The following is a 20,767-nucleotide window of genomic DNA, read 5'->3' as shown; positions in this document are numbered from 1 at the left end:
AGGCGTGGCACCCGCTTTTTCTGGCAGGCCTGCCAAACGCTCCCCTGTTCCACACAAGATGTTGATGTTGGGGATCGTTAACCAACTACCCGTAGCTTTTGGATCGATTCTGGGGTTGGATAGAGCCTCGGTCCCCCATCGCTCCTGTTTTGGTCATTCGCATGAACGCCCACGTCTCGATCAAGCCCGCCCTGCCTGGCCTGCTGACCCCCTCGGCCGCCTACAAGCCCTTCCGCTATCCGTGGGCGTTCGACATGTGGAAGAAGCAGCAGCAGGTCCATTGGATGCCCGAAGAGGTGCCGCTGGGCGAGGACTGCAAGGACTGGGCGGCGAACCTGAACGACAAGGAGCGCAACCTGCTGACGCAGATCTTCCGCTTCTTCACCCAGTCCGACATCGAGGTCGCGGACAACTACATGGAAAAATACGGTCGGGTGTTCAAACCGACCGAGGTGAAGATGATGCTGTCGTCCTTCGCCAACATGGAGACCATCCACATCGCGGCCTACGCCCTGCTGCTGGAAACCATCGGCATGCCCGAGAGCGAGTTCGGGGCCTTCATGGAATACGAGGCCATGCGCGACAAGCATGACTTCATGCAGACGTTCGGCGTGGACACCGAGGCCGACATCGCCCGGACGCTGGCCATGTTCGGCGGCTTCACCGAGGGGCTGCAGCTGTTTGCCTCGTTCGCGATGCTGATGAACTTCCCGCGCCAGAACAAGATGAAGGGCATGGGCCAGATCGTGTCCTGGTCGGTCCGCGACGAGAGCCTGCACTGCGACGGCATCATCAAGCTGTACCACGCCTTCAACAAGGAAACGGGCGTGGTGACCAAGGCCGTGGCCGACGACATCGTCCAGTGCTGCGAGACCGTGGTCGGGCTGGAGGACAAGTTCATCGACCTGGCCTTCGAGGCCGGCGAGATCAACGGCATGACGCCCGAGGACATCAAGCAGTACATCCGCTTCATCGCCGACTGGCGTCTGCGCCAGCTGAAGCTGCCCGAGCTCTACGGCGTGAAGGAAAACCCGCTGCCCTGGCTGCAGTCCCTGCTGTCGGGCGTCGAGCACGCCAACTTCTTCGAGGCCCGCGCCACGGAATACTCCAAGGCCGCCACCACCGGTGCCTGGCACGGCGCCGAAGGCGTCTGGGGCGAGTTCGACAAGATGCTGGCCCGCCGCGACATGAGCATGGTCGCGGGTTAAATCTCGGCTTCTCCTCCCCATTCCTCCGGAACGGGGAGGAGAAGCTTAACGTTTGTTCCTTGTTTGTTCCAGAGGGGGTGCTGACATGATCAACGTCGCCCTCGTCGGGTTCGGGTTCGCCGGTCAGACCTTCCATGCGCCCCTGATCTCGGCCACCCCCGGCCTGACCCTCCATACGGTGGTGACCTCGCAGGCCGACCGACTCGCAGCCGCCTGGCCAAAGGCCCGGGCCGTGCCCGACCTTGAGACAGCGCTCGCCGACCCCGCCGTCAATCTGGTCGTCCTCGCGACCCCGGACCCCCTGCACGCCGACCAGGCCGAAGCGGCCCTGCGGGCCGGCAAGGCGGTGGTGGTCGACAAGCCCTTCGCCCTGACCCTGGCCGACGCCCGGCGCGTGGTCGACCTGGCGAAGGCGCGGGGCCTGTTGCTTTCGGTGTTCCAGAACCGCCGATGGGACGCCGATTTCCTGTCCCTCCGGGCCGAGATTGCCTCGGGCCGGCTGGGCCGGGTGGTGACCTTCGAGAGCCGCTTCGACCGCTATCGTCCCGTCGTCCGCGACCGCTGGCGCGAGGCCGCGGGGGCGGGCGTCTGGTTCGATCTGGGGCCCCATCTGGTCGATCAAGCCCTCGTGCTGTTCGGCCGGCCGCTGGGCGTCACCCTGGACCTTGCCGTCCAGCGCGACGGCGGCCTCAGCCCCGACTGGGCCCATGCCGTCCTGCGCTACGAAGCCACCCGCGTCGTCCTGAACGCCGCCATGATGATCGCCGCGCCCGATGTCCGTTTCGCGGTCCACGGGACCCGGGCCAGCCTGCTGTCCTCGGGCCTGGACCCGCAGGAGGATCAGCTGAAGGCCGGTCTGCCCGTCGGCGGGCCCGGCTGGGGCGTGGATCCCTCGCCGATGATCCGGGTCGAGGGCGACAGCGGCCATCGCGTGCCGGTCGAGGGCCCGGCCGGCGACTATCCCGCCTACTACTCAGGGATCGCGGCGGCCCTTCGCGGCGAAGGGGACAATCCGGTCCCGCCTGAACAGGCCCTCGCCGTCATGGAGGTGATCGAGGCCGGGGTCGAAAGCGCCCGGCTGCACCGCGAGGTCGCCCTGTAAATCAGATCCCCGCGTACCAGGCGTAGCCGCGGTCTTCCCAGTAGCCGCCCTTGCCGCCCTGGATGTCGTCGAAGCTTTCGACGGCTTCGATCCGGCGGATGTATTTGGCGTGCTTGTAGCCCAGCTGCCGTTCGACCCGCAGCCTCAGCGGGGCCCCGTGAGGGACGCCCAGGACCTCGCCGTTCATGTCGTAGGCCAGGATCGTCTGCGGGTGCCGGGCGTCGATCAGGTCGATGCTCTCATAGTAGCGCGGGCCGTCCTCGGTCTGGGTCAGGGCGTCGAAGCAGTGGAAGACGATGTATTTCGCCTCGGGCTTCAGCCCCGCCTCGTCCAGCAGGGTCTCCAGCCGCACGCCGGTCCATTGCCCGATCGCCGTCCAGCCCTCGACGCAGTCGTGCTTGGTGATCTGGGTCCTGCCGGGGCGGGCCCGCAGCTCGGGCAGCGACAGGCTCAGCGGCCGCTCGACCAGACCGCCCACCTCCAGCCGGTAGTCGGCGAAGCCGGCGTCCCTCAGCGCCACATAGTCCGCCGCCGCCGGCGAGATGGATCCGTTGGGCTTGAAGTCCGGGCTGATCTCCGAGACGTCGTATTCCGGGGCCAGGGCCTCGCGCGGAATGAGCAGCCGCTGGGCGCGCAGCGTCAGTTCTTCCGCCGAGACCAGCAGGCGCGTGCCCGCCTCGCCGACGCGCTGGCAACCCGCCAGGGCCACCACGCCGACCGTCGCCAGCGCCCGGCCCAGCCAGGACCGGCGGTTCATCGGGGTCCCGCTCATGCCCCGTCTCCCTTCGTGTGATCGGACGGCTCCAGCACGAACCATCCCGTGATCATCGCCCGCATGTTGTTCACGAAGCCGGTCCAGACGACGAGGAAGACGTGGATCACGATGAACCCCACGATCAGCCCGGCCGAGATGAAATGCAGCGTCCGCGCCGACTGACGGCCCCCCATGATATCGAGCAGGAACCCGCCCACGGCGTTGAACCCCGGCGACATCGACAGCCCCGTGATGAGCATCATCGGCAGGATCACCAGGATGATGGAGACATAGGTCAGCTTCTGAATGACGTTGTAGTTGCGGGCCTCCTCGTCCTTCGGGAAGTGGAAGCGGGCGTGTTCCTTGACGCTGGCCCAGGTGCCCTTCAGCTCGTCCGACGTCGGCCAAAGCCGCCGCCCGAACCGCTTCGAGACGAAGCCGTAGGCCAGATAGATCAGGCCGTTGATGACGAAGACCCAGGCGAAGAAGAAATGCCAGGTTCGCGCCTCGGCCAGGTTCCGCCCCTGGGGGATCAGCAGCCAGTTCGGGATCGCCGGAATGCTCAGCCACGGATCGGCGAAGGTCGACCGCACGCCCCAGTACAGATGGGGATGGGCCAGCAGGATGTTGGCCCCGCTCATCAGCAGGATGACGATCGCCGTCACGTTGAGCCAGTGATTGATCCGCACGAGCGGCGGATGACGATAGGTATCGGTCCGGCCGCCGGGCAGGGGGCGATCCGCGTGACCGTCGCCCGGCGGGCCGGATGCGATCTCGCCCGGCGAGGCGTCCAGCGTTCCGTCCGTCATCGTTCCCCTCCCGCAGCCACCGGATGATCCTACAGGAACCCCCCGTCCGGCAAATCGCCGTCTGCGGCGAATACGCCCGCCCGGCGTCGAGGGTTACCCGACCGGTATCCTATTTCGGCGATCCGCACCGGCTGCGGTCCCCGGCCCGACAGGCCAGCAGGTCCGCGGCGTACTGGCCGCGCGCCCGCTCGGCCGCATCGCGATCCAGTTCCCACTGCCGGCGAGCAGCCTCGGCCTGCCGCGCCGCCTCCTCATAGGCCAGTCGGTCGCGGGTCGCCTGGTCCACGGTGGCCTGATAGCGGGCGCGCTCCAGCTCGTACGCCTCCCGATCCGCGCGCTCCTGGTTCTCGGCCAGCTGGTTGCGGGAGGCGATCTCGTCGTTCAGGGCCCGGGTCGTCCGCAACTCCGCCGGGTCCTGTTGCGCATCGTCGGCCCGGTGATAGGCCTCGCCGTCGTTGACCGCGGGGACAGCCGGCGTCGCCGCATCAGTCGGGCTCAACAGGCGGTCGACGGGGTCGGAGGTTGAGCCGTTCTGTGCCTGCACCGGCACCTGCGTCGCGCGAGGATCGGTCTTCTGGGCGTGACCGGTTCCGGCCGTCATCAGCAGGGCCGCGAGGGCCAGGGTCACAGGGGTCGTCACCGTCATCGTCTTCACCTCCGGCCGCCCGTGCCGGCGGCGTCGCTCAACCCGATCCTTCGGCCATATCAGGACGACGCGCCATCGACCAAGACCGTTCACCCGTGAGGTGCGAACGACCTGAGCCTTGCCTCAGCATCATCTTGCCCTAGGGTTATGCATCATGATGCTGTCGACCACATCCGGGACCTTTCCCATTCCTCCGGACGTGGCCGCGCGCCTGCCATGGGTGCCGCCCGTGCCCAATGCCGACGCGCCGGACTACGAGGTCCTCAGCAAGGCACTCACTGAATGGCTGGACGAGTCGCCGACCCACCTGATCGACTTCGAGCGCCTGCGCCGCTGGCATCTGGTCCAGGAAGACCTGGCGGCCGAGGCCGCCTCGAAAGGCGTGACGTACCAGGTCACGGCCGACGGTCTGGACTGATCCGGCCCCCGGCCATCACGATCCGGTCTGCCCCCAGTGCCTCCAGATCGGCCGCGTCATGCGAGACCACCAGGACCGTCGTCCTGATGTCCTGCGTCAATGCCACCAGCCACGGGATCAGGTCCGCACGACGGTCGGCGTCCAGGCCCGAAAAAGGCTCGTCCAGCAGCAGCAGGCGCGGATCGGCCGCCAGGGCGCGGGCGATCGCGATGCGCCGGGCTTCTCCGCCCGACAGGTTCCGCGTCCATCGACCCATCAGGTGCCCGATGCCCAGCCGCTCGATCACGGGGTTCATGTCGACAGCGCCGGCGGCGAACCGACGGCCATAGGCGATGTTATCGGCCACGCTCAGATGCGGAAACAGCCGCGCATCCTGAAAGACATAGCCGATCCTGCGGGCATGGACCGGCGGGTTCAGCGCCTTGTCCGTCTCGACGAGGACGGCCTGATCCACCGCGACCCGCGCGTGCTCCACGGGAATGAGGCCCGCCACGGCGTGAAGCAGGGTGGTCTTGCCGGCTCCCGACGCGCCCTGGATGCCGACGATGCGGGCCGGGCTCTCGAAGGACACGTCGATGCGGAAGCCCCCGCGTTCAGCGCGGATGGCGCAGGCCAGGCTCATGCCACCACGCTCCGTCGGCCGAGGACGCGGCTGACGGCTTCGGTCCCGACCAGCGCGATCACGGCGACGGCGATCGAGATCAGAGCCAGCCTCAGCGCCGAGGTTTCGCCGTCCACGCCCTGCAGCGCGCCGTAGATGGCGACGGGCAGGGTCCGGGTCTCACCGGGGATGGCTCCGACGAAGGTCACCGTCGCGCCGAACTCGCCGAAGGCGCGCGCGAATCCCAGCAGCGCGCCGGCGATCACGCCGGGCAGGGCCAGCGGCAGGACGACCGAGAAAAAGACGAAGGCCGGGGGCGCGCCCAGGGTCGCCGCCGCCTGCTCAAGGCCCCGGTCGACGCCCTCGATCGCCAGCCGGATCGGCCGGACCATCAGCGGCAAAGCCATGATCCCCGCCGCCAGTGCCGCCCCGGTCCAGTGGAACAGCAGGCTGACGCCGAAGACGTCCGCCAGGAGGCTTCCCAGCGGTCCGCGCGACCCGAACAGCAGCAGCAGGGCCAGACCCGTCACCACCGGCGGCAGGACCAGCGGCAGGCTGACCGCCGCCTCGACCAGCCATTTTCCCGGAAAGCGCCCGCGCGCGAGGATCCAGCCCAGACCGACGGCGGCCGGCAGCGTCGCGAGCGTTGCGATGCCGGCCACGCGCAGCGACAGCCCGAGGGCCTCGACCTCCGCGGCCGAAAGGGGCGCGACCAGATCACTCACCGGCAGGATCCATCGCCGCCAGATCACGAAGGGTGGAGGCCGCTGTAACGTCGAGCGCGGCCCGCAGTTGCTCGTAGGCCGCCAGCAGCGCTTCGCCTCGCGGCGTCAGTTTCGCGCCGCCGCCGCTGGCCCCGCCGCGCTCTGTTTCCACGACGGGGACTCCGGTCAGGGCGTTGACGGCGTCAAGCAGGGTCCAGGCGCGGCGATAGGACATGCTCATGGCCCGCGCTGCCGCGCTGATCGAGCCGGTGTCGCGGATGTGCGCCAGCAGTTCGGCCTTTCCGGGCCCGAAGCGGCCTTCGCCGATCCGGATCTGGAACCAGAGGCGGGGGGCGTCGCTCACGCGGCGGCTCCGAAGCCGTGTCGTTCGAAGGCGATGCGGGCCGGGGTCGAGCGCAGGAAGGTCATCAGCGCATCGGACCTCGCGCGCGCTCCGGTGGTCAGGGCCGCCGGATAGATGATCCGGGGCTGGACGGCGGCGGTCGGGGTCGCCACCACGCGGACGGCGTCGAAGCCCAGGGCGTCGCTGCGATAGACCACGCCCAGATCGACGTCGCCGCGCGCCACGAAGGCGCGGACGGCCCGGACGTCGGCGGCCGTCACCCGGGTGGAAGTCCCGGTGTCCCACACGCCCAGCCTCTGCATCATCTGGCGCGCATAGCGGCCCGCTGGAACGCTGTCCGGGTCGCCGATGGCGATGCGGCCCTGCCAGGCGAAGGGTTTGGACGATCGATCGGCCGGGGCGATCACCACCAGGCTGTTGGTCAGCAGGTCGATGCGAGTGTCCGGCCGGATCGCCCGGGCCGCTGCCAGCCGGTCCATCCACTCGCTGTCCGCCAGGATCACCAGATCGGCCGGGGCCCCGACCTCGACCTGACGCGCGATCTCGCCGCTGCCGGCGAAGACGGTGCGCACCGGACGACCGGTGTCGGCGGTGAACCGGGCAGCCAGCTCGGTCAGGACGTCGGTCAACGACACGGCCGCGAACAGGGTCAGGGGCGCGACCGACGACGGCTGTGCGCAGCCGCCCAGCGCAGCCAGGCCTGTAACCATCAGGGCGCGGCGGTCGATCAGGACAGAAATGACTTTGCTCCCACACCGTGACCGTTATGCTGGTTTGAGCATGACGCCCCTGTCAACGTCCAGCCAGACCGCGATGCCCATGGTCGATCCGTTCGGCCGGTCGATCGACTATGTCCGCGTCTCGGTCACCGACCGCTGCGACCTGCGGTGCACCTACTGCATGAGCGAGCGCCAGACCTTCCTGCCGCGGGTCGAGCTTCTGTCGATCGAGGAACTGGACCGGCTCTGTTCGGTCTTCGTGGGCCTGGGGACGCGCCGGCTGCGTCTGACGGGCGGCGAGCCGCTGATCCGCAAGGGGTTCATGGATCTGGTCGCCGGCCTGTCCCGGCATCTGCGCTCCGGTGCGCTCGATGAACTGACCCTGACCACGAACGGTACGCACCTGGCGGAGCATGCCGGGTCCCTGGCCCGCCACGGCGTGCGGCGGATCAATGTGTCGCTGGATACGCTGGACCCGGACGCCTATCGCCGCGTCACGCGGGGCGGCGATCTGTCGAAGGCTTTGGCGGGGATCGCGGCGGCCCGGGCGGCGGGGATCGCGATCAAGATCAACACCGTGGCCCTGAAGGCCGACAACGCCCCCGACCTGCCCGACATGGTGGCCTGGGCGCACGGCGAGGGCCATGAGATCACCCTGATCGAGACCATGCCGCTCGGCGAGATCGACGCCGACCGGACCGACCAGTTCCTGTCGCTGACGGAGGTACGGCGCGACCTCGAGGCGCGCTGGACCCTGACCCCGCTGGCCAGGCGGACCGGCGGCCCCTCGCGCTATGTCCGGGTCGAGGAGACGGGCGGGACGCTGGGGTTCATCACGCCGATGACCCACACCTTCTGCGAGACCTGCAACCGGGTTCGGGTGACCTGCACGGGGCGGCTCTATCTGTGCCTCGGCCAGGACGATCATGCGGACCTGCGGCCGGTCCTGCGCGCGGGCGACGACGCGGCCGTGGCCGAAGCGATCCGCGCCGCGGTGGCCCGCAAGCCGAAGAGCCACGATTTCCGCATCGGGACCGGCCTCGCCCCCGCCGTGGCGCGGCCCATGTCCATGACGGGGGGCTGACCATGGCGCGCGTGCTGCTGTTCGGATCCCTGGCCGACGTCGCCGGCTGGCGCGAGCGCGAAATCGATGGCGACAGCGTCGAGGCATTGCGGGCGACGCTGGCCGAAGACGAGCGGCTGGCGGACCGTCTGGCGCGGCCCGGCCTGATGACGGTGGTGAACCAGGTCGTGGTGCGCGGGGACCATCCCGTCGGGCCGGACGACGAGGTCGCCTTCGCCCCGCCCGTCTCGGGCGGCTGACGATGGTGCGGCTTCAGACAGACCCGATCGATCCGGCCGCCCTGCTGGCGGCCTTCTGCCGCGAACGGACGGACGTCGGGGCGGTGGTCAGCGTCACCGGCCTGTGCCGCGCCGCGACGGACGGGCAGGCAGTCGAGACCCTGGCCCTGGACGCCTGGCCCGGCTTCACCGAACGGGTCATGGGCGAGCTGGAGACCGAGACCCGCGCGCGGTTCGACCTCATCGACGTGGTCGCCGTGCACCGCTGGGGAGAAGTCCGGGTGGGCGAGGCGATCGTCTTCGTCGCCGCCGCCGCCGTTCATCGCCGCGATGCCTTCCTGGCGGCCGATTTCCTGATGGACCAGCTGAAGACCCGCGCCCCCCTGTGGAAGCGTGAGGACGGGCCGGACGGCCGCCGCTGGATCGAACCACGCGTCAGCGATCACGCCGACGCCGCCCGCTGGGAGACCCGACCATGACCGATATCCTGCCCGCGCCGGGCGGCAAGCTGCTGCTCGATCAGCCGGTGGTGCCCGTGCGGATCGCGGTCCTGACCGTGTCGGACACACGGGACCATGACAGCGACACCTCCGGCGGTATCCTGGCCGAGCGGATCGCGACGGCCGGCCACATCTGTGTGGAAAAGGCCATCGTGCCCGATGACGTCGACGCCATCCGCACGCAGGTGCGGGCCTGGATCGACGCGGGCGCGGTGGACACGATCCTGACCACCGGCGGCACGGGCCTGACCGGGCGCGACGTCACGCCAGAGGCGCTGGAGCCGCTGTTCGACAAGCGGATCGACGGCTTCTCGGTCATCTTCCACACCGTCAGCTACCAGACCGTCGGCCTGTCGACCCTGCAGTCGCGGGCCACGGCAGGCATCATCGACGGGGTCTTCGTCTTCTGCCTGCCGGGGTCGAACGGGGCGGTGCGCGACGGCTGGGACCGGGTCATCCGGTGGCAGCTCGACAGCCGCCACCGGCCCTGCAACCTCGTCGAGATCATGCCCCGGCTGCGGGAGGTCTGAATGGCGGACCTGACCCATATCGACGCCGACGGCCGCGCGCGGATGGTCGACGTCTCGGCCAAGGCCACGACCGTGCGTGAGGCGGTTGCCACGGGCCGGATCATGATGGCCCCCGAGACCCTGTCCGTGGCCCTGTCGGGCGGCGGCCGGAAAGGCGACGTCCGCGCCGTGGCGGAGATCGCCGGCGTCATGGCGGCCAAGAAGACGGCCGACCTCATTCCCCTGTGCCATCCCCTGCCGCTGGATGCGGTGGTCGTGGCCGTTGAGGCCAGTGCCGACGGATCGGGCCTGTCGGTCACGGCGACGACCCGGACCACGGGCCGGACCGGCGTCGAAATGGAGGCGCTGACGGCGGCGACGGTCGCGCTCCTGACCCTCTATGACATGCTGAAGGCCGTCGACCGGGGCATGACGATCGAGGCGGTCGGGCTGTTCAGCAAGACGGGCGGCGAGTCCGGCGACTGGGTCCGCGCGTGAGCCTGCCGACGGTCGAGACGGCCCGCGCCGCCATGCTGACGGCGGTCGGCACCCCGGCTGCCGAGCCCGTGCCGCTGATCGAGGCCGACGGTCGCTGGCTGGCCGAGCCCGTCGTCGCCCTGCGGGACCAGCCCCCCTTTGATGCGTCGGCCATGGACGGCTGGGCGGTGCGCACCATGGACCTCGGCACGCTCGCGCTGCGGATCGTGGGAGAAAGCGCCGCCGGGCGGGGCCGCGACACGCCGCTCGGGCCGGGAGAGACCGTCCGCATCTTCACCGGTGCCCCCCTGCCACCCGGGGCCGACCGGGTGGTGATCCAGGAGGAGGCCAGCCGAGACGGCGATCACTTGACCGTTCCGGCCAGCGCCGACGCGCCGGCCTGGGTCCGGCCGCGCGGGGCCGACTACGGGAACGGCGCGCGCCTGCTGGAGGCGGGTCTGCGTCTGAGCCCGTGGCGGGTCGCCCTGGCCGCCTCCGCCGGTCGCCCCGAGGTCCTCTGCGCCCGCCGTCCCCGCGTCGCGATCCTGGCGGGCGGCGACGAGGTGGTCGAACCCGGCACCCCTGCGGGCCCGTACCAGATCCACGACGCGGCCGGGCCGGGCGTGGCCCTCGTCGCCCGCCGCGCAGGCGCAGAGGTGCGCCGGTTGGCGCTGGTGGGCGACACGCTTGACGCCATCGCCGAGGGGCTGGGACACGCCAGCGCCGACCTGATCGTCACCATCGGCGGGGCGTCGGTCGGAGACCACGACCTGCTCAAGCCCGCCGCCCGCACCCTGGGCGCCACCCTTCTGGTGGAGGGGGTGGCCATGCGGCCGGGCAAGCCGGTCTGGTTTGCCACCCTGCCGGACGGTCGCCTGCTTCTGGGCCTGCCCGGCAATCCGGTCTCGGCCCTGGTGTGCGCCGAACTGTTCCTGGTGCCGTTGTTGGCGGCGATGCAGGGCGGACGCGTCGCACCCGCCTTCCGGCCCATGACGCTGGCAGAGGCCCTGCCCGCCAACGGACCCCGCGACCACTATATGCGGGCCGTGATCGTGCGCGATGAGGACGGCCTTGCGACGATCCGGGCGCTCCCGGATCAGGATTCCTCCATGGTCACGGTGCTGGCCGGCGCCGACGCCCTGCTGCGTCGCCCGCCCCACGCGCCAGCACTCGCGGCAGGCGATCCCGTGCCCGTCGCCGGCCTCGATGTCTGAAGAAAAGTGGCGCACCCGAGAGGATTCGAACCTCTGACCCCTGCCTTCGGAGGTTATTGGCGGCGCTTGGCACGGGGTTGTTTTGGCTCGGCAAATTCCGTCTCCGGGGCTTGGGCTCCGGGACTATTCCGGGACTCCCATCATCCCGTGCCGGCCGCCGTCCAGAGCTTGGGTATAGCGTAGCCCATTTGGTGCCGGCATCGCCCATCTATGACTGGGTGTCCTCCCTCATCTGAGCGGTGCCTTGCACCGGTCGTTGAAGGGTCGTAGGAATCTATATCGAAGGAAGAAACGCCATTGAGCCGAAGAACCTATGATCGCGCGCCTCTCTTCGAGGTTGGGATCAGCCTCTTCACCGAGGCAAATGGCCTAGTCGATGCTTACGATATAAAGGGGCTTCACGATCGCTATCGCGACATTTTCCCAAATGTCGAAAAGCAGCTGCCTATTATAGCCGGCACGAACGGCACGCCATTTCAGGTGACAGGACCCGAAGATGATCATCATCGCTGGTGGTTTGTTTCAGAGGACGGGCGCGATCTAGTTCAGGTTCAAACAAACTTCCTTGGGCGGAACTGGCGTCGCCAGAGCCTGCCAGGCGGTGACATGCCTCCCTACGGTGGGTTCAGCTCTCTTCTGACAAGCCTGGAGGACTGCTGGGGCCGTCTAACTGCGTCGATCACCGACGCTGGTCGCGACATGCCCGAGATCTCACGGGTTGAAGTGTTTTACGACAATATGTTGCCCTATGGGGATGGCGTTCGGATTCGTGATGTCCTGGAAGGGATCGCCCTAGGGACGCCTGGTCCTGTTTCCAATTTCCAACTCGCTTGGAGCGAGTCGCTCCCCAACTCGGCGTCGGGGCACCTGCAGATTGAAGCGCGCGCTGTTCATGCTACGGCGCCTACCGGTGAGCAGGGCGATTTCATTAGGCTGCGGTTCATCGCCAAGGATGATGCTTCTACCCTAGAGGAAGCGCTCGCCATCCTGAATGAGGCTCACGCGACTATGACGGATCGATTGCACAGCTTGACGACAGAGGCCTACAGGGCCACTTGGAAAGCATCATGAATGCACTTCTGACCTCTGATGAAGTCCATAAGGTGCAAACGCAGCGCGTCCCGGCAGCCGCGCGGGAGACCTCGCGCTTTGTCCAAGTCGACCCGGTGCCTGATGCGACCGTCGACACCGCCACACTGCCAGTCGACCATTTCCGTTTCGGAACATGGATTGGCGAACAGCTCACGGCAGTTAGACACCTGCCGGAAAACTGGGATGGCTATGGCGCGCCGAAAATCGCGTGGCCCGTGATCCGTGCAATGTCCCGCTCCCTCGCGGGCCTACAGCCGGCGAGGGCTTTTCGTGCTGGTGCCATCGTTCCTGGCGCAGATGGGTCGCTTCAGATCGAGTGGCATCTCGCCACCGTCTCTATCGAGTTCTGCATTGATCATGACCTCGCCGAAACGTTTTGGATGAAGGATCGTGTGACGGGGGCTGTCGTTTTAGTCGAGGGCGCGGCTGCACAAGAGGCTTTTCGTGCCTCGATGGGAGCGTTGCGCTGCTGAGTGTGCAATCCGATTGTCCAACCATATGGATCGACTGATCTGGTCGATGATTTGGGAATCGGTAACGCCGACAGGGTTATCCGCCATTGCCGAACGCCCGTTCAAATAGTCCAAGATGAACTGACCGGCGGCAAGCGGGTATCAAGTCAAGCATTTGCACCACGGCGCGGCGAAACCACTTCCATTGATCTAGAATGCCTCCTGCTAAAAGCGGGATTGAGTTCGCTTCATCGCTGCGGTGAAATGCCGAATACATATGCGATGATCGCAATCGCTGCGGGCAAACTCCGAGAGAAGAGCGGCGTTGTTGCCCACACGCCGAAAGGTGAGGACGACACTCCCGCTAACCCCTTTCACGGCGACATTTTCGGCTGGACCAAAAATGACGGTCGCAACTTAGTGGCGGACAGCGTGATCCTAGCCTTGAGCGATACGCCGTTTCCCGCCGGAGGGGCCGGATAATCTGAGGGGCTCCGCGTAGTCACGATTACTGGCGGCGCTTTGCCCGGCGTTGTTTCGCTGCCGCAAACTCCGCCTCCGGAGCCGGGGCACCAGGACTATTTCGGGACTCCAGCTGCGACCGCAGGCCGCTGTCCAGGGCGTGCGAATAGCGCAGGGTCGACTTGATGTCGGCATGGCCCAGCAGGCTCTGGACCATCCGCAGGTCGCCGGTCTCGGCCAAGGTAGTGGTGCCGACGTGATGGCGGGTGCCGTGGATCAGCCGCGGCTGCGTCAGGCCCGCGCGCTTGGCGGCATTGCGCAGGCGGGTGGCCATGCCGGAGCGCGAGACCTCGACCAGCTGGTCCTGGCCCTCGGCATCACGACCGGCAGTCTCGAACAGGATGGACTGGAGGCCGGCAGCACGGGCTCGGCCAGCGCGGGCCGCGATCTCGCGCGCGTCGTCGGCGCGGAGCGGCAGATACAAGGCACCGCGCTTCCTCTTGTTGATCGCCAGCACTGGGCCGCCGGGGGCGTCGGGAATGAAGGCCGCCGGCGGAATGAAAGTCTCGCCGAAGCGCAGCCCATAGGTCAGCAGCAGGCGCAGGACGAACCGGGCGGTCGGGTCGCATTCGGCCGACCAGGCGGCCTGCTGTTCGGCGCTGTAGAGCCGGATCTCGGTCTCGGGCTCTTTCAGGACCAGCGCCTTGTAATCGATCACCGGCAAGCCCTGGACCTCCCAGACGTCGCGGGCGCGGAAAAGGACGCGGCGGATGGGGCGCATGACGTCGGCATTGACCGTCGCGTTCGACAGCGTGTGGCGCTTGGCCTTGCGGTCCTTGGTGTCGGCGTGCCGGGTGAAGGTCTCGCCCCGGCGCTTCTCGATCGCGCGGGCGATGGTGCGGGTCGTGATCTGGGAGATCGGCGTGGTCGGGCCGATCAGTCGGGTGGCGATGGCGAGCCGGTGTTCCAGCTGATAGGCGCTGGCCCTGTGCTGACCGACCTCTGCCCACCAGCGGCCGGCGGCCTGGTCCCACGTCATGCCCGAGCCGTCGTCCAGAGTGCCCAGCGCGGCCTGCTGGCGGATGCGGCGTTCCACGTCCTCGGCCTTCCGGCGCGTCTCGACGCCGGTCGAGCCATGGTAGCGCTGGCGCTTGTACTGGAAGTCGTAGGCCCAGAACCGGCTGTTCTTCGGCAGATAGACGGTCATGGATCAGGCCTCGATCGATGCGGTCGCGTCAGCGCCCGGGTCGGCCCTTGCGCTGGGTGAAAGGGACGACCCGGGCGCCGCCATGGCTGACGACGGGTCGGGCCTCCCGAACAGGGGCGGCACTCTCTGTCAGGTAGGCGCGAATGTCACCCTCGGTGTAGGCGCGGTGTCCGCCGCCGCCCCGGCGGACCGCGCGGATCAAGCCCGCGTCGGTCAGGGCGCGCAGGGACTTCACGTCGATGCCAAGGAAGGCGGCGGTCGCCTCGGCCGTCGCCAGGGCTGCCGAGGCGAACAGGGACAGCAGGCGCGCCTCGGTGGCCGGGCCGATGGCGACAGGGTCGAACTGAGTGCTGCCGTCAGCCATCACCGCGCCACCCATCGGCCGCGCCGGATCAGGTCGTGGGCCCAGCCGATCAGGTATCCAAGCAGACCGGTCATTGGCCGTGGCCCTTCGGCATCGGCCGATCGCCCCAGCGATAACCCGTCGGGATAGGGTCATCTGGGCCGAGCGGTTCGCCGGTCCCGATGTCCTTGACGTAGGAGTCGCGCTCCGGTCCGCAGCACGCGACGTGCAGAACGTCACCGCTGACGTCGTCCATGACTATGTCGTCGTCTTTCAACACTTCATCGCACGCCAGACAGTACGTCGCGCCTTCGATGACCTCGGGATTGCGCGTTGAACGGAACTTCCAGGGCGTGGGAAGCAGGTGGCCCCACTTCACCACCCACGTCGCGATTGCCGCATCCAGGTCCGCGAATGCCGCCTGGTGCACTTCCGGCTTGCCCGCAAGATCGTAATCGCCGTCCTTGCCGAACTCGCCTTCGTCGGCCGCATCCTCCAAGGCGCGGGATACGAAAGTCTCGGCGTTGGGAAGCATCTGCGCCGGGTCGCCTTTGATCGCCTCGACGATGTGGAAGGATCGGCCGTCGAAATCGACCAAGCCCGCTTCGATCACGGCTTCACGCGTGTCCTCGGGACCGACGGTGTAGGTCTCTTCGTCGAGGCTGGCCCACCACTGCCAAACCGGCTGGTTCTGCGCGCTCATGCTGCCCTCCGCCGGGGCTCAGCGCGGGCGCGCTCGGGGGCAGCCGCGCGAAGGGCGGGCTCCAGCGTCTCGCGACCGCTCTCGTTCAGCCAGGCGATGCCGATGCGGGTGTCGCGGCCGTTGGCCATGTCCAGCGTCCAGACCTCGACCACTGTGTGCAGCAGCTTGTCGGTCTCGAACTCGAAATCCTCGCGCTCCACCAGTTCGATGGACCGGCCCTGGCGGTCGCGCTCGATGGCGCGCGCGAGGGCGGGAAGGCTATCGAAGCCGATCGGACGGGTGTCGAGGTCGGCGGGTCCCTGACGGATCAGGGCGAAACGCAGGTCGTTCATCTTGGGTCTCCGGTAGGGGACGCGACGGCGGGCCGGCGCGAGGGGTTGGGGTAGGAAGGCGAGGAGGGCGGCGGCCTCGGACCAGGGCGGCCTCACGACAGGCCCGCCACTTCGACGACGCGGGTCCCGGCGATCCGCTCGATGCGAATGTTCGGGGCGATGCGGCGCAGGCGGTCGAACAGGGCGACGGCCATGTCGTGGTCGACGCAGGGTGCCTCGATCGCGCCACCGCCGAGGATGGCACGCACACGATGGTCGCCAGCGGCGAGAGGGGCGCGGGTCATCTGGTGGTCACCGGCTGCCCGTCCTCGGGCGTCGCGGGCCGCTGTCCGTCCTCGGGCGAGGCGACGGGCGGAAGATCGAAGACCTGGCCATGCCGGGGAGCGCGTGGCGATGGGCGCGGGCTTGTGGGCGGGCGGCGGGCGTCGCGCGGGGTCATGCCGCCGCTCCCGATCCGAACACGACTTCCATGGCCCAGCAGGCCAGCAGGGCGATGGCGCGGCTGCGTTCGTGCGGCAGTTCCCGCTCCACATCGACGAAGGCAATCGAGGCCGCGTCCCCGTCGATCGTGGCTACCAGGCCGCCGTCACCGTCCTCGGTGAACGGTCCCTCGACCTTCAGTTCCGCCATCAGGGCGCGGGCGGCGTCTTCGTCGATGTCGTCGCGGCTCTGGAAGAAGGCCTCGACCCGGTCCAGCAGGCCCTGATCGGCGGCGATGTCGGCGGCACTGCGGTTCCAACGATCAAGGGGATCGTCCAGCAGTTCGGGCTGGGTGCCGTCGACCGAAGCGGGCGCGGGGGCGGCCGGGGCGACCTTGGTCTCCAGCCAATCAGTGGCATAGACGGCCGGGGCGGCGGGGATGGCGTTCGCCGCGTGCTGGGCCGCGTTCAGGTCCATGTGCGGGACCATCAGGTCCAGGCCTTCACGTTCGAACCACGCGAGGCCATCGGCTGTCAGGACCGCCATCGGCGGGATGCCGCCCGGCACGCTGACGGCACGGATCAGACGCGCCGTGACCAGTTCGCTGAATGCGGCATCGGTCCAGTATTTCCCGCAGTAGGCCCCCCACGTCGTCCAGGCCTCCGGGATGTTGGAGGCGGCCAAGATGTCCGGTGCGAGAGCCGTTGGGCTGATGGTGCGCGGTTCGCGGCCAATCTTGTGGGCCAGTTCGATCAAGGCCAATCGGGCGCGTGGCGACAGTGGCCGGGCTTCGTCGGTGTTATCGGTGCCGGGTAGAGCGGGGGTTTCAGCCGAGTCCGCGGTGCGGGTCGATCCGCCGCCGCTGGCGGCCTGGCGCTTGTCCCAGCCCAGAGCAAAGCGGCGCTCCTGGGCGTTGGAAGCGTTCAGGCAGTTCCGGCCCTGGACGTAGAAAGGGCCGCTCTTGCGATCCAGCCACTCAATCAGCGGCCGATGGAATGTCGGCCGCATCGCGGCGACAATGTCGTCGGTCGCCATCTGGATCGCGAGGGCCGGCGTTTCCATGCCGTGCGGAAGCGGACGGCTTTCCGCGATCCGGCCATCCGACATGGTCACCGCGACTCGAGCACAGTAGCGGCCGCCCCGCTTGTAGATGGTCAGCGTCGGCGGGATCGGCGACTCCGGCGGGCGCGTCGAGGGCGGCGCGATTTCATCCGTCGCACGCTCCCATCGCTCTGCCAGCCATTGAGCGTCGTGTTCGGCCTCGGGCTCGGCTTCGCTGGGTGCCGATGTGGCCGATGCCGTCGCCCGCCCGAAGACGGCGTTGCGCAGGGCGTCCCAGCTGCCGGTCGCCTCATAGGCCGCGATCTGCTCGGGCGTGGCCTCTCGCGCGATGCGCAGCTTATCGGTGACGTCCTTTTCCTTGTTGCGGTCGCCGTTCGACGATCGCCCTGTCTGGCGCGCCAGTTCGGCCCCTGACCAGCCTGAGGCCTCGGCCAGTTTCAGCAGCTGGCGGGCGTCCTCCAGCGGCGTCATGTCCTCGCGCGCGCTGTTCTCGATCATGATGATCTTGAGCGCCTCGACCTCGGTCGCCTCGCGCTCGACGAACGGCAAGCCGTCGACGATGCCCAGGCCCGACAGGTCGGTCTGCTGCGCCAGCATCATCGCGCCGCGCCAGCGCCGCTCGCCCGCCAGGATCATGCGAACGCCGTTCGCGTCAGCCGGGGTCAGCAGGCAGGGCTGCAGGATGTCGCCCGCCGCCACGATCTGGCCCGCCATTTCGGGGATGGTCGCCGGATCGATCGGCCGGTTGGCCGGGTTGGGGCGGCATTGGTCCAAGGGCCAGCGTGTCGGGACCGGGATAGCGTCGTTCGCGGGCGTCAGGCCCTGGGCGATGTCGATCCCGCGCAGGGTCTGGCGGCCCAGATCGGTGATGGCCGGGACCTCGCCGGGCGACCAGACGAAAACGCCGTCGTCGGCCAGACCCTTGATCGTCTTCCTGAGGTTGGACGGGTCGCGCTGCAGTTCCTCGGCAAGGCTCCGCATCGACGCGATGGGGCGGTCCTCGCGGTCGGCGACGCGGCGGACCAGGTCCGCATGTTCGAAGGCGGCGGCGGTCATGAATGAAGTCCTTGCGATGCTTGGTCGGAAACGAGGGGGACGAAGATCAGCCGATCGGGCCGGACCAGCCGACGCCGTCTGGCGACGGTTCGCAGCGATGCCGCGATGGCCTCGGCCATGGCCTCCTCCTGAGCGGCGCGCGTCCGTGCGGCGCTGTCCGGGGCAGCGCGCGAGGCAAGGCGTCGCGCCTGTGCCGCCCGTCCCTGTGCCCAGGCGATCTGTTGCTTGAGGGTCTTGCTCATGCTGCCAGCCCTCCGGCCGAGCGCATGCGGTTCAGCGCGGCCTCGACCTCGACCGGGTCGCAGGCGCGCTCGCCCGTCGTCCAGCCCAGCCATTCCTCGTCGAGCGGATCGGCGGTCGGTTCGCCCCGGCGCAGGGCCTCGCGGCGGCGTTCCAGGGCATCGCCGGGGCGCATCGCGAAGACGTTGACGACCGGCACGCCTTCGGCCCCCGACCGGGAACAGACGCCCGGGCAGAACTCCAGCCGTCGGCTGGGACGCTGTCGCAGCAGGTGGACGGCTAGGGCGTCGATGCTGACGAAGGTCAGCGGATCGTCGGAGCGGGCGGCCGGGATGAAGGTCGGAGGGTTGGCATAGCGGACCATGTCAGGCGGCCCCGCTCAGAACGGCGACGGCCGCGCCCAGCACGGCGTTCAGCAGAACACCTGCGACCAGAGCGCCGGCGGCGACCGTGATCCAGAAGGTGACCGCCTGGCTGACGGCGTCCGCCCAGCGGGGCAAGGGTGGCCGGGGTGCCCAGACCACGCCATCCCATGGCGGCGGATAGTGGAAGGGTCGTGCGACCGTTTCTGACGTGGCCAGATGGTTGGCTGATCTCAGGGCGTCCATATCGGGCATCCGAATGCGACAGGGCCAGATACCCTGCAGCCTCGTTATCCCAACTGTTTGGTTTAGATGTCAACCTGACGGTTTAAACAAAACGGTTTAGTCCGACCTCGTCGGCGAAACCGTTCGAGCGTCTCGACACCCGTACAACGGGCAGACTACCGTCAATGCGCGCCGACATGGCGCTGCTGGGGAACCTCAATGGACGTGAAGAAACTAGCCATCCTGCTCGCGCTGACGGCACCGATTGCCGCCTGTGCGACAGCGCCCGCGACCTATGCGGTCACGAACACAAGGGTCCTGCCAGACAGCAAGGACGTCGTCTGGGAGAGGGCTGTCGAGTTCTTCGCCATGAACAACCTCTCGATCAAGACTATCGAGAAGGACAGCGGCATTATCGCAGCTGAGCGGATGATCGGCTCGCCCAGCAGGGGCGGGATGATCGGCACCTGGGCCAGCTGCGGGTCGGAACTCCTGATGCTGCCAGTGGCTCAGAGCGTTGACCTGAATGTCTTCGTGCGCTCCGTGCCGGCGGGCGGCACCTCGATCACCGTCAACACTGATTTTACGGAAACGAGGACGTTTGATGCCTCGCGAACGACGGTCAACTGCAACAGCACTGGCGTGCTTGAGACCAGCATTCTGGACTCGGTTTCCGGACGTTAGAACCGACGGATAGACTGCACGACTAGGCCGCGAATGCGGACCTCGACATCTTCGCTGGCTCCGTCCGTCATGCTCAACGGCGCGGACCAGCGGGGATTGCCCGACCGAGGCCACAGCAGGGGGCCGGTCGCGGTCAACTCGACCTGTTTGATGCTGAGTTCGCGCTCGGCTCCGCTGAAGCGGAGGCGCTCGACCTCAACGATCTGGCCGGTTTGAAGCCCTAGGCCCGAGCCCTCGAAGTCCACGCAGTGGACCAGGTCCCCGTCGAAGATGCCCAAGCGATCGACGGAATCTCCGAACACTTCGGAGAGCCATTGGTCTGCGTGGGGGAAGCGCGGATCTCGCGCGAAGGCATGACGGCGCGGCGAGACCTGCGAGGTATCGTCCGCCTCAAGCCAATTTCCTGCCTGCACGCGATCACGGATGGGCAAGGTCTGCGGCTTGGCCGGTTCCTGCCAAGTGCGCAACTCGGTCACGCTGGCCTCTCGGCCGCCGCCCATCAGCGTCAGTCGCTCACGTTCCAGATCGCTGAGCGAGAAACCCAGCCCCGTAACCAAACGCAGCTGGACGGTCGGATTGAAAATCGTCGGAGCCTGGCCCCGTTCGTACTTGGCCCAGCCCTGGCCCGTCATGCCCGCATGACCGCCAGCGGTTTCCTGGCTGACGCCGGCGCGCTTGCGTAACACCCCGAGGGCGCGGCCCAGAAGGACGGCGTCTTCGTTCGGAACTGAGGTTTCAACCGTCCGGGCCATGTGGCGCGGACGATGAAACGACGTTTGCGCTAAGGCGAGCGACCGCAT

At 68.2% G+C, this 20,767-nt stretch carries 30 protein-coding genes; 13 read left to right on the top strand and 17 right to left on the bottom strand.

Annotated elements, in window-relative coordinates; translation table 11 throughout:
• The first annotated feature begins 161 nt into the window (after positions 1–161).
• Positions 162–1,208: a ribonucleotide-diphosphate reductase subunit beta gene (locus BRESU_RS00615; protein ID WP_013267540.1), complete on the top strand. Its 1,047-nt coding sequence runs from the start codon at positions 162–164 to the stop codon at positions 1,206–1,208.
• Between the two features lie 85 nt (positions 1,209–1,293).
• On the top strand, positions 1,294–2,310 hold the full coding sequence (locus tag BRESU_RS00610; protein WP_013267539.1) for an oxidoreductase: 1,017 nt from the start codon (positions 1,294–1,296) through the stop codon (positions 2,308–2,310).
• A gap of 1 nt (position 2,311) precedes the next feature.
• Here BRESU_RS00610 and BRESU_RS00605 read toward each other — a convergent pair whose 3' ends face one another.
• From BRESU_RS00605 to BRESU_RS00595, 3 genes are all read right to left on the bottom strand, one after another.
• Positions 2,312–3,082, bottom strand: coding sequence for a molybdopterin-binding protein (locus BRESU_RS00605; RefSeq protein WP_013267538.1), 771 nt, complete (start codon positions 3,080–3,082; stop codon positions 2,312–2,314).
• Positions 3,079–3,873, bottom strand: a complete 795-nt coding sequence (locus tag BRESU_RS00600; protein ID WP_013267537.1) for a cytochrome b/b6 domain-containing protein — start codon at positions 3,871–3,873, stop codon at positions 3,079–3,081. The genes BRESU_RS00605 and BRESU_RS00600 overlap by 4 nt, the downstream gene beginning before the upstream one ends.
• A gap of 109 nt (positions 3,874–3,982) precedes the next feature.
• On the bottom strand, positions 3,983–4,519 hold the full coding sequence (locus tag BRESU_RS00595; RefSeq protein WP_013267536.1) for a hypothetical protein: 537 nt from the start codon (positions 4,517–4,519) through the stop codon (positions 3,983–3,985).
• 154 nt (positions 4,520–4,673) lie between these two features.
• On the opposite strand from BRESU_RS00595, the gene BRESU_RS00590 reads away from it, so the two are divergent.
• Positions 4,674–4,937: a hypothetical protein gene (locus tag BRESU_RS00590; RefSeq protein ID WP_013267535.1), complete on the top strand. Its 264-nt coding sequence runs from the start codon at positions 4,674–4,676 to the stop codon at positions 4,935–4,937.
• Here BRESU_RS00590 and BRESU_RS00585 read toward each other — a convergent pair.
• The 4 genes from BRESU_RS00585 to modA are packed head-to-tail and all read right to left on the bottom strand — an operon-like array spanning position 4,915 to position 7,316.
• Positions 4,915–5,559, bottom strand: a complete 645-nt coding sequence (locus BRESU_RS00585; protein WP_013267534.1) for an ATP-binding cassette domain-containing protein — start codon at positions 5,557–5,559, stop codon at positions 4,915–4,917. The two genes, BRESU_RS00590 and BRESU_RS00585, sit on opposite strands and share 23 nt — an antisense overlap.
• Complete coding sequence (gene modB, locus BRESU_RS00580) at positions 5,556–6,263, bottom strand: molybdate ABC transporter permease subunit (protein WP_013267533.1); 708 nt, start codon at positions 6,261–6,263, stop codon at positions 5,556–5,558. The genes BRESU_RS00585 and modB overlap by 4 nt, the downstream gene beginning before the upstream one ends.
• Positions 6,256–6,606: a winged helix-turn-helix domain-containing protein gene (locus tag BRESU_RS00575; protein WP_013267532.1), complete on the bottom strand. Its 351-nt coding sequence runs from the start codon at positions 6,604–6,606 to the stop codon at positions 6,256–6,258. The genes modB and BRESU_RS00575 overlap by 8 nt, the downstream gene beginning before the upstream one ends.
• A complete protein-coding gene (modA, locus tag BRESU_RS00570; protein WP_013267531.1) occupies positions 6,603–7,316 on the bottom strand; it encodes a molybdate ABC transporter substrate-binding protein in 714 nt (237 codons plus the stop codon). Before modA ends, BRESU_RS00575 begins: the two co-directional genes overlap by 4 nt.
• A 70-nt stretch (positions 7,317–7,386) precedes the next feature.
• On the opposite strand from modA, the gene moaA reads away from it, so the two are divergent.
• From moaA to BRESU_RS17245, 9 genes are all read left to right on the top strand, one after another.
• Complete coding sequence (gene moaA / locus BRESU_RS00565; RefSeq protein ID WP_041761149.1) at positions 7,387–8,409, top strand: GTP 3',8-cyclase MoaA; 1,023 nt, start codon at positions 7,387–7,389, stop codon at positions 8,407–8,409.
• A gap of 2 nt (positions 8,410–8,411) precedes the next feature.
• Positions 8,412–8,648: a MoaD/ThiS family protein gene (locus BRESU_RS00560; RefSeq protein ID WP_013267529.1), complete on the top strand. Its 237-nt coding sequence runs from the start codon at positions 8,412–8,414 to the stop codon at positions 8,646–8,648.
• 2 nt (positions 8,649–8,650) lie between these two features.
• Positions 8,651–9,106, top strand: a complete 456-nt coding sequence (locus tag BRESU_RS00555) for a molybdenum cofactor biosynthesis protein MoaE (protein ID WP_013267528.1) — start codon at positions 8,651–8,653, stop codon at positions 9,104–9,106.
• Entirely contained in the window at positions 9,103–9,657 is a 555-nt protein-coding gene (gene moaB / locus BRESU_RS00550) for a molybdenum cofactor biosynthesis protein B (protein WP_013267527.1), read from the top strand. The genes BRESU_RS00555 and moaB overlap by 4 nt, the downstream gene beginning before the upstream one ends.
• Positions 9,658–10,134 carry a cyclic pyranopterin monophosphate synthase MoaC gene (moaC, locus tag BRESU_RS00545; RefSeq protein ID WP_013267526.1) on the top strand — a complete coding sequence of 159 codons (477 nt, stop codon included), beginning with the start codon at positions 9,658–9,660 and terminating at the stop codon, positions 10,132–10,134.
• On the top strand, positions 10,131–11,327 hold the full coding sequence (locus BRESU_RS00540; RefSeq protein WP_013267525.1) for a molybdopterin molybdotransferase MoeA: 1,197 nt from the start codon (positions 10,131–10,133) through the stop codon (positions 11,325–11,327). Before moaC ends, BRESU_RS00540 begins: the two co-directional genes overlap by 4 nt.
• A gap of 297 nt (positions 11,328–11,624) precedes the next feature.
• On the top strand, positions 11,625–12,398 hold the full coding sequence (locus BRESU_RS17045) for a TIGR04255 family protein (protein ID WP_013267524.1): 774 nt from the start codon (positions 11,625–11,627) through the stop codon (positions 12,396–12,398).
• On the top strand, positions 12,395–12,892 hold the full coding sequence (locus BRESU_RS00530) for a hypothetical protein (protein WP_041761145.1): 498 nt from the start codon (positions 12,395–12,397) through the stop codon (positions 12,890–12,892). Before BRESU_RS17045 ends, BRESU_RS00530 begins: the two co-directional genes overlap by 4 nt.
• Complete coding sequence (locus BRESU_RS17245) at positions 12,893–13,354, top strand: hypothetical protein (RefSeq protein WP_156796085.1); 462 nt, start codon at positions 12,893–12,895, stop codon at positions 13,352–13,354.
• A gap of 25 nt (positions 13,355–13,379) precedes the next feature.
• Here BRESU_RS17245 and BRESU_RS00525 read toward each other — a convergent pair whose 3' ends face one another.
• From BRESU_RS00525 to BRESU_RS17240, 9 genes are all read right to left on the bottom strand, one after another.
• Complete coding sequence (locus BRESU_RS00525; RefSeq protein ID WP_013267522.1) at positions 13,380–14,540, bottom strand: tyrosine-type recombinase/integrase; 1,161 nt, start codon at positions 14,538–14,540, stop codon at positions 13,380–13,382.
• 28 nt (positions 14,541–14,568) lie between these two features.
• Positions 14,569–14,904 carry a helix-turn-helix domain-containing protein gene (locus BRESU_RS00520; RefSeq protein WP_013267521.1) on the bottom strand — a complete coding sequence of 112 codons (336 nt, stop codon included), beginning with the start codon at positions 14,902–14,904 and terminating at the stop codon, positions 14,569–14,571.
• Positions 14,905–14,974: 70 nt separating this feature from the next.
• Complete coding sequence (locus tag BRESU_RS00515; RefSeq protein ID WP_013267520.1) at positions 14,975–15,586, bottom strand: hypothetical protein; 612 nt, start codon at positions 15,584–15,586, stop codon at positions 14,975–14,977.
• Positions 15,583–15,918, bottom strand: a complete 336-nt coding sequence (locus BRESU_RS00510; RefSeq protein WP_013267519.1) for a hypothetical protein — start codon at positions 15,916–15,918, stop codon at positions 15,583–15,585. Before BRESU_RS00510 ends, BRESU_RS00515 begins: the two co-directional genes overlap by 4 nt.
• A 92-nt stretch (positions 15,919–16,010) precedes the next feature.
• Positions 16,011–16,202, bottom strand: coding sequence for a hypothetical protein (locus BRESU_RS00505; protein ID WP_013267518.1), 192 nt, complete (start codon positions 16,200–16,202; stop codon positions 16,011–16,013).
• Positions 16,203–16,353: 151 nt separating this feature from the next.
• The gene (locus BRESU_RS16700) at positions 16,354–18,456 is read right to left on the bottom strand and encodes a ParB/RepB/Spo0J family partition protein (RefSeq protein ID WP_013267517.1); all 2,103 of its coding nucleotides are present in this window, start codon (positions 18,454–18,456) and stop codon (positions 16,354–16,356) included.
• Positions 18,453–18,698, bottom strand: a complete 246-nt coding sequence (locus BRESU_RS00495) for a hypothetical protein (RefSeq protein ID WP_013267516.1) — start codon at positions 18,696–18,698, stop codon at positions 18,453–18,455. The genes BRESU_RS16700 and BRESU_RS00495 overlap by 4 nt, the downstream gene beginning before the upstream one ends.
• On the bottom strand, positions 18,695–19,060 hold the full coding sequence (locus tag BRESU_RS00490) for a hypothetical protein (protein WP_013267515.1): 366 nt from the start codon (positions 19,058–19,060) through the stop codon (positions 18,695–18,697). The genes BRESU_RS00495 and BRESU_RS00490 overlap by 4 nt, the downstream gene beginning before the upstream one ends.
• Position 19,061: 1 nt before the next feature.
• Entirely contained in the window at positions 19,062–19,304 is a 243-nt protein-coding gene (locus BRESU_RS17240; protein WP_013267514.1) for a hypothetical protein, read from the bottom strand.
• Positions 19,305–19,502: 198 nt separating this feature from the next.
• Here BRESU_RS17240 and BRESU_RS00485 point away from each other — a divergent pair, with 198 nt between their 5' ends.
• Positions 19,503–19,967: a hypothetical protein gene (locus tag BRESU_RS00485; protein WP_013267513.1), complete on the top strand. Its 465-nt coding sequence runs from the start codon at positions 19,503–19,505 to the stop codon at positions 19,965–19,967.
• On the opposite strand, the gene BRESU_RS16695 is transcribed toward BRESU_RS00485, so the two are convergent.
• Positions 19,964–20,767, bottom strand: a complete 804-nt coding sequence (locus tag BRESU_RS16695; RefSeq protein ID WP_083777501.1) for a helix-turn-helix domain-containing protein — start codon at positions 20,765–20,767, stop codon at positions 19,964–19,966. The two genes, BRESU_RS00485 and BRESU_RS16695, sit on opposite strands and share 4 nt — an antisense overlap.

This window comes from Brevundimonas subvibrioides ATCC 15264 (assembly GCF_000144605.1).
In the GTDB taxonomy this organism is placed as follows: domain Bacteria; phylum Pseudomonadota; class Alphaproteobacteria; order Caulobacterales; family Caulobacteraceae; genus Brevundimonas; species Brevundimonas subvibrioides.
The sequence above is the reverse complement of the archived record's forward strand: the minus strand, read 5'-3'. Positions and strand labels throughout refer to the sequence as shown.

What these genes read in the sequence shown, in the direction of transcription:
- BRESU_RS00615 (WP_013267540.1), top strand. Translation starts at nt 162, where the DNA reads ATGAACGCCCACGTCTCGATCAAGCCCGCCCTGCCTGGCCTGCTGACC.
- BRESU_RS00610 (WP_013267539.1), top strand. Translation starts at nt 1,294, where the DNA reads ATGATCAACGTCGCCCTCGTCGGGTTCGGGTTCGCCGGTCAGACCTTC.
- BRESU_RS00605 (WP_013267538.1), bottom strand. Translation starts at nt 3,082, where the DNA reads ATGAGCGGGACCCCGATGAACCGCCGGTCCTGGCTGGGCCGGGCGCTG.
- BRESU_RS00600 (WP_013267537.1), bottom strand. Translation starts at nt 3,873, where the DNA reads ATGACGGACGGAACGCTGGACGCCTCGCCGGGCGAGATCGCATCCGGC.
- BRESU_RS00595 (WP_013267536.1), bottom strand. Translation starts at nt 4,519, where the DNA reads ATGACGGTGACGACCCCTGTGACCCTGGCCCTCGCGGCCCTGCTGATG.
- BRESU_RS00590 (WP_013267535.1), top strand. Translation starts at nt 4,674, where the DNA reads ATGATGCTGTCGACCACATCCGGGACCTTTCCCATTCCTCCGGACGTG.
- BRESU_RS00585 (WP_013267534.1), bottom strand. Translation starts at nt 5,559, where the DNA reads ATGAGCCTGGCCTGCGCCATCCGCGCTGAACGCGGGGGCTTCCGCATC.
- modA (WP_013267531.1), bottom strand. Translation starts at nt 7,316, where the DNA reads ATGGTTACAGGCCTGGCTGCGCTGGGCGGCTGCGCACAGCCGTCGTCG.
- moaA (WP_041761149.1), top strand. Translation starts at nt 7,387, where the DNA reads ATGACGCCCCTGTCAACGTCCAGCCAGACCGCGATGCCCATGGTCGAT.
- BRESU_RS00560 (WP_013267529.1), top strand. Translation starts at nt 8,412, where the DNA reads ATGGCGCGCGTGCTGCTGTTCGGATCCCTGGCCGACGTCGCCGGCTGG.
- BRESU_RS00555 (WP_013267528.1), top strand. Translation starts at nt 8,651, where the DNA reads ATGGTGCGGCTTCAGACAGACCCGATCGATCCGGCCGCCCTGCTGGCG.
- moaB (WP_013267527.1), top strand. Translation starts at nt 9,103, where the DNA reads ATGACCGATATCCTGCCCGCGCCGGGCGGCAAGCTGCTGCTCGATCAG.
- moaC (WP_013267526.1), top strand. Translation starts at nt 9,658, where the DNA reads ATGGCGGACCTGACCCATATCGACGCCGACGGCCGCGCGCGGATGGTC.
- BRESU_RS00530 (WP_041761145.1), top strand. Translation starts at nt 12,395, where the DNA reads ATGAATGCACTTCTGACCTCTGATGAAGTCCATAAGGTGCAAACGCAG.
- BRESU_RS00525 (WP_013267522.1), bottom strand. Translation starts at nt 14,540, where the DNA reads ATGACCGTCTATCTGCCGAAGAACAGCCGGTTCTGGGCCTACGACTTC.
- BRESU_RS00520 (WP_013267521.1), bottom strand. Translation starts at nt 14,904, where the DNA reads ATGGCTGACGGCAGCACTCAGTTCGACCCTGTCGCCATCGGCCCGGCC.
- BRESU_RS00515 (WP_013267520.1), bottom strand. Translation starts at nt 15,586, where the DNA reads ATGAGCGCGCAGAACCAGCCGGTTTGGCAGTGGTGGGCCAGCCTCGAC.
- BRESU_RS00510 (WP_013267519.1), bottom strand. Translation starts at nt 15,918, where the DNA reads ATGAACGACCTGCGTTTCGCCCTGATCCGTCAGGGACCCGCCGACCTC.
- BRESU_RS00505 (WP_013267518.1), bottom strand. Translation starts at nt 16,202, where the DNA reads ATGACCCGCGCCCCTCTCGCCGCTGGCGACCATCGTGTGCGTGCCATC.
- BRESU_RS16700 (WP_013267517.1), bottom strand. Translation starts at nt 18,456, where the DNA reads ATGACCGCCGCCGCCTTCGAACATGCGGACCTGGTCCGCCGCGTCGCC.
- BRESU_RS00495 (WP_013267516.1), bottom strand. Translation starts at nt 18,698, where the DNA reads ATGAGCAAGACCCTCAAGCAACAGATCGCCTGGGCACAGGGACGGGCG.
- BRESU_RS00490 (WP_013267515.1), bottom strand. Translation starts at nt 19,060, where the DNA reads ATGGTCCGCTATGCCAACCCTCCGACCTTCATCCCGGCCGCCCGCTCC.
- BRESU_RS17240 (WP_013267514.1), bottom strand. Translation starts at nt 19,304, where the DNA reads ATGGACGCCCTGAGATCAGCCAACCATCTGGCCACGTCAGAAACGGTC.
- BRESU_RS00485 (WP_013267513.1), top strand. Translation starts at nt 19,503, where the DNA reads ATGGACGTGAAGAAACTAGCCATCCTGCTCGCGCTGACGGCACCGATT.
- BRESU_RS16695 (WP_083777501.1), bottom strand. Translation starts at nt 20,767, where the DNA reads ATGCGGTCGCTCGCCTTAGCGCAAACGTCGTTTCATCGTCCGCGCCAC.